10 protein-coding genes are annotated in these 13722 nt (G+C 49.8%); 7 read left to right on the forward strand and 3 right to left on the reverse strand.

Annotated elements, in window-relative coordinates; all coding sequences use genetic code 11:
- Both ABD971_RS35845 and ABD971_RS35850 read right to left on the reverse strand, forming a co-directional pair.
- Positions 1-3617, reverse strand: a 3617-nt coding sequence (locus ABD971_RS35845) for an ORC-CDC6 family AAA ATPase (RefSeq protein ID WP_345328535.1), incomplete at its 3' end; no start/stop codon positions are given.
- On the reverse strand, positions 3610-4857 hold the full coding sequence (locus ABD971_RS35850; protein WP_345328536.1) for a hypothetical protein: 1248 nt from the start codon (positions 4855-4857) through the stop codon (positions 3610-3612). The genes ABD971_RS35845 and ABD971_RS35850, both read right to left, overlap by 8 nt.
- A 117-nt stretch (positions 4858-4974) precedes the next feature.
- On the opposite strand from ABD971_RS35850, the gene ABD971_RS35855 reads away from it, so the two are divergent.
- The 5 genes from ABD971_RS35855 to ABD971_RS35875 all read left to right on the forward strand — a co-directional run bounded on the left by ABD971_RS35855 (position 4975) and on the right by ABD971_RS35875 (position 10843).
- Entirely contained in the window at positions 4975-6057 is a 1083-nt protein-coding gene (locus ABD971_RS35855; protein WP_345328537.1) for a DNA cytosine methyltransferase, read from the forward strand.
- 429 nt (positions 6058-6486) lie between these two features.
- Positions 6487-8052, forward strand: a complete 1566-nt coding sequence (locus tag ABD971_RS35860; RefSeq protein ID WP_345328538.1) for an AAA family ATPase — start codon at positions 6487-6489, stop codon at positions 8050-8052.
- Positions 8049-9071 (forward strand): hypothetical protein, encoded by a 1023-nt coding sequence (locus ABD971_RS35865; RefSeq protein WP_345328539.1) that lies wholly within the window; start codon positions 8049-8051, stop codon positions 9069-9071. The genes ABD971_RS35860 and ABD971_RS35865 overlap by 4 nt, the downstream gene beginning before the upstream one ends.
- A gap of 47 nt (positions 9072-9118) precedes the next feature.
- Positions 9119-10096 (forward strand): DUF932 domain-containing protein, encoded by a 978-nt coding sequence (locus tag ABD971_RS35870; RefSeq protein ID WP_345328540.1) that lies wholly within the window; start codon positions 9119-9121, stop codon positions 10094-10096.
- Between the two features lie 63 nt (positions 10097-10159).
- Positions 10160-10843, forward strand: a complete 684-nt coding sequence (locus ABD971_RS35875) for a metallophosphoesterase (protein ID WP_345328541.1) — start codon at positions 10160-10162, stop codon at positions 10841-10843.
- Between the two features lie 5 nt (positions 10844-10848).
- Here ABD971_RS35875 and ABD971_RS35880 read toward each other — a convergent pair whose 3' ends face one another.
- On the reverse strand, positions 10849-12087 hold the full coding sequence (locus ABD971_RS35880; protein ID WP_345328542.1) for a GIY-YIG nuclease family protein: 1239 nt from the start codon (positions 12085-12087) through the stop codon (positions 10849-10851).
- Between the two features lie 89 nt (positions 12088-12176).
- On the opposite strand from ABD971_RS35880, the gene ABD971_RS35885 reads away from it, so the two are divergent.
- Complete coding sequence (locus ABD971_RS35885; RefSeq protein WP_345328543.1) at positions 12177-12695, forward strand: hypothetical protein; 519 nt, start codon at positions 12177-12179, stop codon at positions 12693-12695.
- Positions 12696-12730: 35 nt separating this feature from the next.
- Positions 12731-13579, forward strand: coding sequence for a RecB family exonuclease (locus ABD971_RS35890; protein WP_345328544.1), 849 nt, complete (start codon positions 12731-12733; stop codon positions 13577-13579).
- Positions 13580-13722: the final 143 nt, after the last annotated feature.

Consider the following 13722-nt stretch of genomic DNA (forward strand, 5'->3'; position numbering starts at 1 on the left):
CTAAAGCCCGCCGCGCCCGCCGTAGAAAGCTGAAAAGCCGCTAGTCCTGCCGAACGCTTACCCACGGCCTGAAGCTTGGATCCCGTCAGCCCAAGTTCAAAATTGAAGCCATTGTCGACGTACCATCGGTGGTACGTCTGGGTCAGGAACTGCATTACACCGGAGAGGTTATTCGTCTCCAACTCCTCAACTGATGTAGCTGGGTAATTTTTTGACGCAAAATCTGCAGAGAGTCTTGCCAGCTCCCCTCTGGGAGTCTCTCTGTTCTGAGCTACCAGCTGGACTCGGTCATACTGCCTTCGATCCAACAGCGTCAGCAATCGCTCATGTCTTGGAGATGCGAATGCACACAGCATTCGCCGCCGCGATTCGTCCGCATCTGACACAAGCAGGGAGACCGTTGAGTACTGGCCTTTGTCACCAGTGAGAACGCGGCTCATTCGCTCCAAAAGCACCCAATAATCTTTTTCCTCACTTGCTTGCAAAATTGCCTGGATGTCTTCGTCGAGCGGATAGTAGGATTTGGCTGAAGTGTGGCATATGAAGGCGTTATTGTTTGTCGCCAATGCATTTCGCACGGAATGGAAAAGGGCAGGTTTCGCAAGTCCAGTTACGTCAACGAGTGTATTACCACAATCTGAAATGAATGTTTCTCGAGATATCTCGTCATATGGGACCACCGTGGTCTGCACTTGATGCCTCTCCAGCAGACGACGGATGTCTTGACTTTTACCTTCTTCAGTATATTCAACTAGCACGGCCGTTTTTGGCGTAATTGCAGACAGGATGCGATCAACAGATGCAACTGTTCTTTCCTCAAAACCAAGACCGAGAACCAACGTATTGATGTCACAAGACCGAAGATCGCGTAGCTGGATCCGTACACATCTTGGAGATTTTTCGAGGGCGAATTTTTCTTCGGGACTATCATCAACCTTGGTTGATACTTCCGGTTTACTTGTTGAGAAGTCAAACAACCCCAGTTGGGACAACTCATTGGCCTCGGCTTTGTCAACCGACTTCACATCATCTTCAATCAAATCGCTATCGTCCTCGAAATCGCCGTCGGCATCCGTGTTCTCTTTCCCAAGGTTCCGCAACAAAATTTCTTTTCCACGAGCAGGATTGCGAAGCCACTCAACGACGGCATCACCCGATAACTCGAATCTGTCACGCTCCCCAAGGCCAATGAAGCTGGACAACCCGAAGATTTTCCTAAAAGTCAACTTAAACTGCTTGATTGGGTTCGCATCCTTGGTCTTGGTTCGATGCGTTCCGCCGTCGAGAACAAAGACGCCCGCATCCACAAGCTCTCGAAACTCGTCGAACTGTGCGTCGGTATCACCTTTAGTGAGTCTCATGTAGACCTTAAGATACTGCCGAAGGCGTACAGCTGTCTTACTCGACTGGTCATGATCAGTGTACGACTGCATCAACAACTCGTTCGAGGCTTCAGCGAACGCGAGAGCGTGATCTCTTAATTTTGTCTGTCGACGATTTAGGTCGTACATCCGCCTGCTGCAATACTCAAGGTAACAGTCAGTTTGAATGCGAGCGTCTATAGGGAAAGATTGCTTTCCAGCTTTGCCTTTAGCCTTGCGAAGCATGAGTTCGTAGATGCTTATCGCATCTCCAAGGTCCCCAACGCATACTCCTGCGAGGGCAGAGAGACTGAAGTAAACCTGTTTTCGATCATTAGACGTCTTTGTGGTAGAGGCAATATTCATTGCAATTGATTCAAGGGGTGTGTCACCAAGCACCTGAGCAGGACGTATCCCATCGGGATGATCGAGAAAATAGGTTGCTCGATGTGCCAGAATTCGCTCGATAAAATCTTTCCCCCTCTTCCTCTGCCGTATGATCTGATTGACCTCAGCTCCCAAATCAAATACTTCATAGTCTCTCCCGGCCCTCGCTTTTTCAATTTGCCCTGGTGATCGAAGGATCACTTCGAGGGTCTGGACCTCCGTCGTCAACTTGAATGAGCACCGAGGGTGTGAGAACAAGAGGGAAGACATCAACAAATCAATCTTCGGTATCTCTAAAAATCGTGTTGAAACATCGTCTAGTAGGTACAGAACGCAACAATGGCTCCAAAGTGGAGAGCATAGGCAGATCGCCTCTGCGAGATCCGGAAACGCGTTTGCCGGGTTGCCTGTAAACGCAAATGTTTCCTCCCCTCTGCTCAAGCTCACTTGAACAGAAAGGAGCATCTTTTCAAGCTGCATTTCGGACAGGGCATCGGCAATTTCATCAGCCCCTTTCACGTATCCAGCCACTGCCTTAGCGATCTCTTTGAAGTACCCCGGTACGACTTGTGTCGGATCAATTTCCCTCAGGTGCCTGACGGCTCGTATTGCTTCAAGAGCGTAAGAAACGAACAGTCGTGCGTAGGGCTCCAAAAGTTCTTCGTTAGTTTCCCCAACAGTATCGAGAAGCCTCGTCGCAGAAACATACAGCCCCACGTAACCATCTGACCTTAACTGCTCGATGACGGTAGTGGCATCGGCATTCGAGTCGGGGAGAGTTGCACGTGCATGAAGCTGCAACGCACGGATAAGCATTGTTTTCCCGCAGCCTCTCATTCCAATTATGACCTGTGGCCCAGGTGTGCTAACCGCTGGTAACCATCGGTCTTCGGGGTCAACGATCAAATATGGAACAAACCAAGGTGACAAAGTTTGTGCATTATAAGCGTCATTGAAGCGTCTTAATCTTGGCGTTTCCGTCCAAGGGGATGATACCTGTCGTACGGCAAGCTTAATATCCTCGATACACTGGTCATACGTCGGAGTTCTCTGCTTCTCAACTTTGGGCGACAGAAGAAAGGCCCTTTCTTCTAACACGCTAGCAAGCCGGTAATCTCGGTCCGACGTCGCGTCAGGCTGGCAAAGTAGCTTGTCGACAAACGACTTCAAATGGCTGACCGCCCAATGAATGTCGCCGAGTCTCTGTTTCCCGGCATCACTTTTGGATTCGTCAGTCAGAGAGTTTAGGTCGATTGCAACTAGCCTGATTGCTCCGTCTTCCGCGTCGGCACGCCTTGCAGTTTCCGGAAGTATCTCAACCATCAAATTGCCAGCGTGCAGGTCATTATGATGCACGGATCTTAGCTGCAACTCTCGAAGTATTGCGAACAAATCAATAGCGAGTTGAGCCAGAGTGGCCGCAGACATCTGATCACTCTCGTTCAGGAAAGTCTTGAGACTCATCCCATTAACATAATGCAATATCGCAACATCGCATTCCAACTCAACATCACCGAAGCGAACTATCACATCCTCCTTCAAGTCATCTATCGCAACAACATGCTGTGAGCCTTTGGCAACAGCAGCATGCACCTCGCACTCTTTGCGGAAATTCTTGCAAAACTTTTCATAAACCCTTTTGGGAGCAACTTTCACGACTTTCCACTGACGAAGTAATCCTACTTCAACGACGAAAGCTGCTGAATAAAAACCACGGTCCAGTGCACGAACTACCTTGTAGTCTCCGATGTATTCAGGGGCATCAAATATCGGAAATCCGAATTCCCTGCCACAAACACGGCAGGTATCATTCAATGTATGCGGCTCATCATCCAATTCAGGATGTTCGAAACAACATAAGCTAGACATGCTTGACCTCTTCGAGAAAACCAGACTCTCCGGGAAATGCCGACACCTTGATTGCCTTTTGCAAGCTCTCCATTACCAGCTTGAAATGTTCTTTGCAGCAGCGGACTGACGCCAACTCTTCTCCGGTACGACAATAATCACCGGAATTTTTTGACAAAACCACGCCAATCGGATCAGGGAACGGATCTGACGCTGATTTATAGGCGTCTTGGGTCTCTACGAATACCCTTCGGAGCAATCCAAGCGATATTTTTGCGAAGCCTTCAGTACGAGCTAAAACCGGAACGCGAGTCTGGTTACGAACGTTGTCAACTGCGGTTTTAAAACGATGACCGTCTGTCCCCTGGGCATTCAAATGTTGCTCAAAAGCATTTCCGAGATTCTTGCGAACCTGGGTCCAAGTTCCGTTTGATGGTGCGATGGAATTTGCCATGGCGAAACACTGCTCTGCATGATGGAGTAGCCACGACCCTTCGTCGCCTTCAACCAGTTGATCTAAAGCGATTAGAGCTTCGCCGCGTCCAATGAAAGGTTGGTAAGAACGTGATCCCCCAGAAAGAAAGCACGTAACATTGATTCCCAATTCCCTTCCAACCTTCACTATTCTTCTGCTGTTGGCACGTGCCTCCTCCCAAGTTGTCCCAAAGTTTCCGTGTTTCGATACCCTTACGTCCAGCCCTACGGTCGCGACGCCTACCGCAATCTTTTTGCTGAGCAGGCTAGCCATTGCCAATTCTGGCACGTTCACTGCACCAACAGATTTGCGATATTCAAAAAGCTTTCCGTCTTTTGGTGCGTGTTGCCCAGCAGCCAGGAAATGAGCAAACCGTGATTTTGCCAAAGCCTCGTTTACGTCTGCTTCCGTCAGTGTAAATTGGAAATCAGGAACTTGAGCCATCACGTCGATTCCGCCAGCAGGACGCCCAGGCACCCCCAATTTGCAAACGCTGAAACCCATAGCAGAGAGGCACAGCGGGGCAATAAGCGTTGACAGTGAACTTGGTCCACCAGTAGATGCGATATCGAAGAGTGGAGGCTGGCCCGAACGATTCACCACGCGTCCAGACGAAGCAAGTCCTTTTGCTAGATATGCTATTCCTTCATCTGTGACGCTTCCCCTATCATTCAAAAAAAACTCGACAAGAGGCCTCATGTGTATATCGTCCTCCGATTCGAGGAAATGATCGGTCAGCTTTTTTAGCAAAGGAAATCCAGTGTCCATTTTCGTTTTTCGCTCCATTAAGGTGTGCCGTGGAATTCGTGCTTGGGGTAGAGAAAATACGAATCATTGCTCAAAGCGGTAGCCATGTGTTAAGTTCTTCCTCTCTTGTGACTTACGAACCAAAGAGCCGATGGAATGCAGCCAAGGACAATTCGCAAAAAGTGTACAGCAATCGACCTGTTTGCTGGATGCGGAGGTGTTACGCATGGATTGCGGAAGGCTGGATTTGAGGTTCTGGCTGCAGTTGAGAACGACCCTGCCGCCATCCGGGCATTCAAATTAAATCATCCAAGCACAGAGATGTTTGGGGATATCGAGAGGGTTAATTTGCTTTCGCTAAAAAGAAAGCTCAGGCTCCGCAAAGGTCAGCTCGATCTTCTAGCTGGCTGTCCTCCTTGTCAAGGCTTTTCAAGCATGTCGACTCGAAATGGACATTGGCGAGTCGAAGACTCCCGGAACTCGCTGATAAACCAATTTGGCACGTTCGTGGTTGAGCTACTTCCAAAGACAGTGATGCTCGAAAACGTTCCAGGATTGGCTTCCGAACGCCGCTTTACCAAGTTCGTGGACAGGCTCACTGATCTGGGATACACCCTTGACTATCGAATAGCTAACGCTGCGGATTACGGTGTTCCTCAGCGAAGGAAGCGACTCATTTTAGTCGCATCAAGATTCGGGAAAGTGTCCTTTCCACTGCCGACCAAGAAAGTAAATACAGTTAGGGACGCAATCGGTGCCTTGCCAAGGGCAGGTTCGAGCGGCGATGCCCTCCATGACCTCCCTGAACGACGCACAGACAAGGTTCAAAGACTAATCAAAAGCATTCCCAGGGATGGTGGCAGCCGAGGCGATCTAGCCCTGTCTGAACAGTTGGCTTGCCACCAAAGGACCACAGGATTTAACGATGTCTATGGACGCATGGCATGGAAGTCCGTGTCGCCAACGATTACAAGCGGGTGCTTTAATCCCTCGAAAGGTCGCTTCCTTCATCCCGACGAAGATCGCTGCATAACAATTCGAGAGGCTGCTTTGCTCCAGAGCTTTCCAGCGAATTACGCACTTCCTGTCGAACTTGGCAAGCAAACGCTTGCGTTACTGATAGGTAATGCACTTCCACCTGAGTTGGCTCGTCGATTCGCGTTAAAAATTCATAAGCACTTGCGTGCCAATAGCACTGATGTCAGTTCAAAAAAGGTACAAGTGTTAGCGGTAAAATGACATAATTGTATCGCGAAATTTTTTGCAAAGTTTGAGATACACGGACCAGATGATGCAATCCTCGTGGCGATGTTCGATGAAGGGATCACGCTGTCTGAATCCCACACGTCGACACCATCTCTCTCTCTCTGCCAGCTGTTTTGGTTCTTGCGGTCGAGCAACCATGCAAGTTCAGATTCCTGTCTATCAACCAATCGAAGAGCCGCCGCCACTAACACAGGCCGAATATGAGCAGTCACTTCATAAGTAAAAGGTCGCAGTGCCAAACCTACCAGCCACGCGTTACGCACGAACCATGGAAGCCCAATTGAAGTTCAATCTGATGCCCAAAATCTTCGCCGATCACTTAGTGGCCGGCTACAGAGATCTCATCCGGAGATATCGCGATGGACAATCTCGAATGAGTGTCCCAGGTGTAGGAGTTGAACAATGATAAGTGGCATCGCAATTGAGAATTTTAAAGGGGTTCGGGAGAAGATCGAGCTTGAGCTCCGCCCTATCACTCTCCTCTTTGGCCCCAACTCAGCAGGAAAAAGCACGATCACCGATGCCCTTGACTATTTCGAAGCACTGTTGATTACGCGATCTGCAAGTCTCGGTAACTTGAGTTCACGCAAAGCGGGTGACAACAACAAGGAACTTTCGTTTGAACGTCTGATTCATAACCATGACTTATACCGTACGATGCGTCTCGGCGTTGAGTGCGAGCTGACATGCGAAGACGAAGGATACATGTCAGTTAAGGGAACGTCCAACACAAACTCCTCAGAAGATTGGGGCCTACCAACCTCCTACGATTTGAACTTTGCTGATGACTTACGGACCCTAGAGATCGAATTCGAAATTAAGGGAACAATTGCTCATTTCGATGGCGGCCTGATCAACTCGGCGGAGATCAGTCGGTTTGTTGTGAAATACAATGACGAGCTTCTTGCGGCGGTCCAACCAATACACGAAACGTCTGGCCGTCTGAACGGGTTTCGGTGGACTGTAGATCTCGCGAATCCATTAATCCCAATTGATCTTGAGCAATCGGGAATAATTGAATTTGACAATTACCATTTTCAGCTCATCCCGGTCGAACACGACCCTCCGTTAACTGGAGGGCTTTACAAGGCTAGCGTCGCGGGACAGGAAATCCCTAATGCAGCCGTGGCCAACTATCTGAATGCACTGTTGTTGGGTGCGTTTCGGATCATGGGGCATCGACTCCGACAGAGAAAGACAATCGCTGGGATCCGGGCGGTTCCAGATCGGAATTCCATTCCTATGCCCGCAGACTCGCCAAGTCGTTGGAACAACGGGCTTGCGGCTTGGGACTATCTTGCCTACTGCGGCGAGGACTCATTGAACGAAGTTAATCTTTGGCTCGGATCGAAGCATCTGGGTACAGGGTACCAGCTGAAGCAACGGAAACTGGTCGATCTCAATGAGTGTTTTGGCATAGTTCGTGCAATCACAAAGAACAATGATTCGGATTCAGCACAAGCTTTTCTGAAACTTCAGTCAGGTGCCGAACGGCGAGTAGGGTTCGTGCCAGGAGACAATCCCTATCTTCGGAACGGACCTTTTCTACATCCATCCGACGTCGGCACTGGACTCTCTCAAATTGTCCCCGTGCTCGTTGCGTCGAGTGACCCAAAGCCAAGTTTTATCTCAATCGCCCAGCCCGACTTGCACCTCCACCCGCGGTTGCAAGCTGAGCTAAGCGACGTTTTTGTGCAAGCGATTAACCGTGCCGAGGCCCCTCGTTTTCTTCTTGAGACTCACAGCGAGCACCTAATTCTAAGGTTGCTCCGCAGAATTCGAGAAACGGCGATTGGCGAAGCTCCAGAGGGGTGCGAACTACGGACAGAGGAACTGGGGATCTATTTCGTCAGTCAGGAAAATGGTGCAACGAAAATAGAAATGATCGAGGCGGATATAAGGGGCGAATTTATCCAGCCGTGGCCGGACGACTTCTTTGAACTGGATTTCCACGAGAGGTTTGGATGATGCTGAAGGAAATTGCAATTACACCAGGTGTGTTCGAACGTGATTCGTTTGAATCAGAGGAAGCTTGGCTCAATCACCTAAGAGAGCTTGGTACTGGAATATTTCCTCGGACAAGCGTATGCCCTGTCGTCGTCTCAGATCTTTACGACGGAAGCCTTTTTCCTCAACTCGTAGACCGGGTTAAGGGGATCAAATGCGAGGTCGTTCGGCGTTTTGCGAATGAACTTCTGAAGAAACTGCATGATGCAGGTGTGAAACGGCCAGTCAAAGAAAATTGGCCAGGAGATGACGACTCTCGTTGGTGCCGCGAAGCAATCGCCTCTCATCAAGACGAAGAACTAGCTCGCGTAGTCTCGACACGAACCAGCATTGATAATAGTGGCATAGATCACGGCATCTTGTCCCCAATTGAAGAGTCCGCCAAGGATTCTTTTTGGGACGGATTCGTCGCGGCGGCATCGCCACGGATGCGAGTCTCCGAGCAAGTAGGTCTTCTACGTACGATGACACTACACGCCCATTGGATCGCCATCATCAATCCACATTCACTTGGTTCAGAAAGAGAATTCGTAAGATCACTTTACAGTAATGCTTGTCAGAGAAGTCTTGGTTTTGGAATGCCCGCTTTCGAGATACATGCGGAAGTGGACGGGAAGCTTACGAATGAGAAAGAAGCTGAACGACAGGCAAGGGTTGTCAAGAGCATCAAGAATGACCTTGCCGATCTTCACCCAATACAAGCTCCCATCCGAGTAATTTTCTGGCCAAAATTCCTTGATCGTTACGTCGTTGCCGGAAATCTCACATCGCTTTCTAGTGGTCAGCAGCGAAAGCAACTCAGGTGGGCGGTAAGTATGAGCCATACCGCAAGAAGCGACCAAGAATCTGATGACAGAACTCCATGGCACTTAGTTGACAAAGACGGCATTCGCTACATAGAGCAACGTTTTTTCTCAGAAGTCAGCCTATCTGAAGCGGCAACTTATGATTTAGATAACCTCGGAATTCATTCAAGCTAGATTCGGGTATATGGAGTGTTCGATTCTCAAACACTCGGGACTATCCAATGGCTCATGCACTCGCAACGACAGACGAAAAGACATCATTGATGTACGCTGGGGAAACTCCCTGGCATGGACTTGGGACGAAGCTGGACGGACCGGCGACATCCCGAGAAGCAATCACGGCGGCTGGCCTTGACTACAATGTCGATCTGAAGCCGATCCACACGAGTGATGGCACCCTGGTTCCTCAGCGGAAAGCCGTTGTTCGAGACGATTCTCGTGAAGTTCTGGGAGTCGTTGGCAACAGCTATCAGCCGGTACAGAACTATCAGAGTTTTGGATTCCTGGATTCCATCGTCGCGGATGGGCAGTTGCTGTATCACACCGCTGGGGCTCTCGGTAAAGGCGAGAAGATTTGGATGCTGGCAAAACTGCCGGGCGAGATCCGAATCAAGGACTCGGAAGATGTGACCGACAAATTTCTGTTGCTAAGCAATTCCCATGACGGCAGTTCAGCATTGCGGGTTTTCTTCACCCCAATTCGTGTCGTGTGTGCCAACACCTTGAGACTGGCCGAACGTCGCGGTCGTGGGCAGGGGGTCTCCGTCATTCACAAAGGCGATCTCGCGGCAAAAGTCGGCGAGGCTCAGAAAATTCTGGGATTGGCGGCGAAGTTTTACGATAGCGTCGAGGACCGGATTAATCATCTGGCGAATCACTATCCCAGTCGCGAGCAACTGGCCAGTTACTTTGAGCGACTGTACCCTGATACCCCAGACTCGAAGAACAAGCGAGCTGAGAATGTTCGATCGGAACTATTCCGATTGTTCGAGGAAGGCCGAGGACACGACATTCCCGAAACGAAGCTGACAACATGGGCTGCATTTAATGCAGTCACCGAGTTCGTCGACCACCATCGAACAACTCGGGGAAAAACGGACCAAGAACGAGCTTCCAGCCGGTTGGAATCAGCTTGGTTCGGCAGCGGTGCCTCGCTGAAGGCACGAGCGTGGGACGAAGCATTGGATTTAGCGGTTTAGACTGGCCCACGGTTGTCGCGAATTCCAGGTAAGTTCGGTATTCCCGCCATTCCTGGAACTTGCATGACAATCACACCGACCACCAGCGGCCGACTTATCGCGATCGGCGACATTCACGGGCATGCTATGGCCCTGCGAGCTTTGATCCGAGCCATCCAGCCTTCAGCAGACGACGTCATCGTGCCCCTGGGCGACTACGTCAATCGGGGTCCAGACTCCAAGGGCGTGGTCGAATGTCTGATCGAGCTTCAAAATCGCTGCAATCTAGTCCCGATTTTGGGGAATCATGATGAGATGCTCTTGGATGCACGAAAAGATCGTTACGCCTACGATCGATTCTTGGTGAGCGGTGGCCGAGAAACTGTCGCTTCCTATGGTAAGCAAAAGCTGGATGGTATCCCCAAGTCCCACTGGGCATTTTTGGAGTCATGTCGTGACTACTACGAAACCGCAAGCTTCATTTTTACACATGCGAACTTCTGCAGCTACACACCGTTGCACCTTCAGCTTTCATCCGTGCTGCGATGGACTGGCATCGACGACTTGGGCATATGCAGACACCGAACTAGAAAAGTTGCCATCGTTGGTCACTCAGCAGGCGAAAAGTTTCGAAACTACGGCACTTGTATCTGCATTGATACCGGTTGCGGCTTCGGCGGTTTACTCACAGCTTATGAGCCAATCACTGGCAACCAGTGGCAAGTCACGGAGATGGGAGACTTGATTACTGAGCCGAAGTGCAACTAGTGCCATTACGCGTTTCCGTTTAATCCGTTGGGATACAGGGTATGTAGTCGTTTCTTCCAAGTCGACTCTCGCGTGGTGACCTCGCTCTCAGTAGCCGTATGTGATAGTACCTCTAGTATGGAAAATGAAAATCCTGACGGATCGAGAGGCTTTAAATGTTTGTTGTCGTTATTTCCGCTCTTAGCATAGCCTTCCCATCGGGCCAGCAAATTGTCCGAGCCGTAGGCTGAGCCTACATAGTTTTTGTTCGTTGACGAGTCATGGATCAGATAGATAGCTCGCCACTGAGAAATCGCTATTCGCCAACTCTGCGGAAGTGTCTTTAAGTCGTCCCATTTCCAAATGATTGACCGCCAGTGAGGAAGCTTTGGCGGTACCAAAAGGCTCTCTGGCGATATTGACGTGACCTCAAAGACCGATTTTGGACTATCGGCATCACGGCACCAGGAAATGTGATTGTGCCACTCGACGACCAACCGCCCACGGAATTTACTTAGGTGACCGGAGAGTGAAAGCTCAAACCAAATTGGAGTTTCGGCTGCAGTAGATTGGAACGCAAAACGAGAAAGTACACGATTGGCGGCTTCAATTTTCGATGAGTCCAAAATTTCGTTTTCTTTCCGGAAAACACCTGCCAAAACTGTTTGTCCAGCTGCATCAACGACAAACGAGATCAGCCAACCTTTTTGTTTTAATCTCTTCTCGTAAGCAGGCCCTTGAATGGACTGATAAGCGTGGAACACTTCGTGATTAGTCGCTGCCAGCGAAGGATAAGCAATCCCGAGTGCCCCAGGTGGTGTATGACGCATGATGAGGGCATCACTCAGATCGACGCCTGACTGTTCCAGGAGCGACTGCAATGTAAGCCTAAATCCGTCATCTAACGGAATATCGTCCTGGACTGTAGACATCAAATTACGTTCTGAAACGATCCGTCGAATCGAGCGAATTGCACAACGCTCGGCATTCCATTCATCATTGTTCGGCTCAGGACCACCACTGTGCCGCCAACCCCTCGCCTTAATGAACAAGAAATTACGAAGTGAGGACAGGTCATTTCCCTCTACATCGCAGCGGTTACAAACGGTGAAGGCATCATCACCAAAAACCTCGTAACCGTCGAATGTGTGAGCAAACTTGAAGTACTCCGCGAAGGAACAATCATCGCCGGGAATATTTTCTAGCAAAAGATCTTCATTAGGAATTAGAAGGATGTTTCCGTTCGAGTCATATTCTAAGTTCATACCAATCCGTTCTGATGTGAGGAATCAGAGAGCATTGCCTTAGAATCGGGTAAGTAGCTTGTCACTTACTCAAAACGCGAGACAATTTGATGTTGAAGGTAAACGTGGGGATGAGTCGAAAGGTTTCCAAAGATTTTAACAGCACCGGGTTCAGCGTGAACCTGGAGGGCGAAATTGGAGCTCCAGTCAACGATCCCGAATTTGTAATCGAAGAGATCAAAAAATTCTATGATCTGGCTGAGGAATCGCTCCGAATTCAAATTGAACGATACCAAGACGATGGATCGATCGAACCGCGGCCCAACACCAATGGTCATCAAACACCTCGCCAAACATCGACGCTCCCAAGTTCCAACGGCAACGGACACGCCGATCGATTGAATGGCAACGCAGCTCATGCTGACGAGCCATTCCATCCTCCGGCGACCAACAAGCAGATTCAGTTTTTGCTCACTCTCGGAAAACGGGACGGTCTCACGAAGCCCCAACTGGAACAGCGAGCAAAAACGATCCTCGGTCGCGAAACCGATCTCTACGACATGACTCGCCGTGAGGCAGGCAACGTCATCGACCAGTTCATGCCCTTGAACGGCAAGAAATCTGGTTAGACAGATCATCCGCACCCACCAACCGAGATTATTTCGTGACACCGATCAAGCGTCCCCATTGGAGTTTCAGTTCGATTAACCAATATCGACGCTGTCCGCTCCAGTTCTTCTTCGAGAGGATTGTCAAAATCCCTCGCAGGACAGTTAGCAGCAGTCTCGTTTTTGGCTCCGCCATTCATGATGCTCTGGCCGGTCACCACCAACGAATCAGGTTAGGCAGAGAATCTTCTGAACAGAACCTGAAGGTGGATTTTTTGGGATCATGGGATGTTCGCACCGCAGATCAAAAGGTCACGTTTAAAGCAAAGGAATCGGTGTCTGACTTGCTTGGTAAGGGGCAGGCCCTGATGGAATTATATTCCAAAGAAGAACCACCAACGGACATCATCGCTGTCGAAGAACGTGTGTTGGTTCCATTGTGCGATAGTAGTGGCAACATCCTGGAGCGACCACTGGCCGCAACATGTGATCTGATTTCAGGATCAACCGAACAAACGGTGGTCACTGAGTTCAAGACATCGGCAAGGGCTTACTCCGCTTTCGACGTGGAAAGTTCGCTTCAACCCAGTTGCTACACTCAGTCAGCCCTGTCCACACTCGATCGATGGGTTTCAGTGGAGTTCGTCGTTTTCACTAAAACGACCACGCCGAAAATCCAGAGACTGAAAACATCGAGATCACAGGAGGATTTGAAACGACTCGGAGACGTGGCAAAAAATGTTGAGAAGGCAGTCAAGAATCAGATTTTCTACCCCATCGAAAGCCCAATAAACTGTTCTGGATGTCCCTATCGTCAGGAGTGCCGAGATTGGCGTCCAACCACATTGAATATCCAAGAGAAGCAAGAAGTTCATCGCAACAAAGAGGTCGTCTGTGCTGGTTGAAATCGGAGGGAAATCAGGGTGTCTTTGCGACTTAGCCGAGCAGGGGAAACTACATTGTCCACTCAATGTTCGTGCATCCAGCGAGGACGTGGTCACGGGCGAACTCTTCGGCAAGCTGCAACTCATTGCTCCTCGTTGGTGGC

The organism is Novipirellula rosea (assembly GCF_039541335.1).
Lineage (GTDB): Bacteria > Planctomycetota > Planctomycetia > Pirellulales > Pirellulaceae > Novipirellula > Novipirellula rosea.

Coding starts and splice junctions, on each gene's coding strand:
- ABD971_RS35850 (WP_345328536.1), bottom strand. CDS start 4,857: ATGGAGCGAAAAACGAAAATGGACACTGGATTTCCTTTGCTAAAAAAG.
- ABD971_RS35855 (WP_345328537.1), top strand. CDS start 4,975: ATGCAGCCAAGGACAATTCGCAAAAAGTGTACAGCAATCGACCTGTTT.
- ABD971_RS35860 (WP_345328538.1), top strand. CDS start 6,487: ATGATAAGTGGCATCGCAATTGAGAATTTTAAAGGGGTTCGGGAGAAG.
- ABD971_RS35865 (WP_345328539.1), top strand. CDS start 8,049: ATGATGCTGAAGGAAATTGCAATTACACCAGGTGTGTTCGAACGTGAT.
- ABD971_RS35870 (WP_345328540.1), top strand. CDS start 9,119: ATGGCTCATGCACTCGCAACGACAGACGAAAAGACATCATTGATGTAC.
- ABD971_RS35875 (WP_345328541.1), top strand. CDS start 10,160: ATGACAATCACACCGACCACCAGCGGCCGACTTATCGCGATCGGCGAC.
- ABD971_RS35880 (WP_345328542.1), bottom strand. CDS start 12,087: ATGAACTTAGAATATGACTCGAACGGAAACATCCTTCTAATTCCTAAT.
- ABD971_RS35885 (WP_345328543.1), top strand. CDS start 12,177: ATGTTGAAGGTAAACGTGGGGATGAGTCGAAAGGTTTCCAAAGATTTT.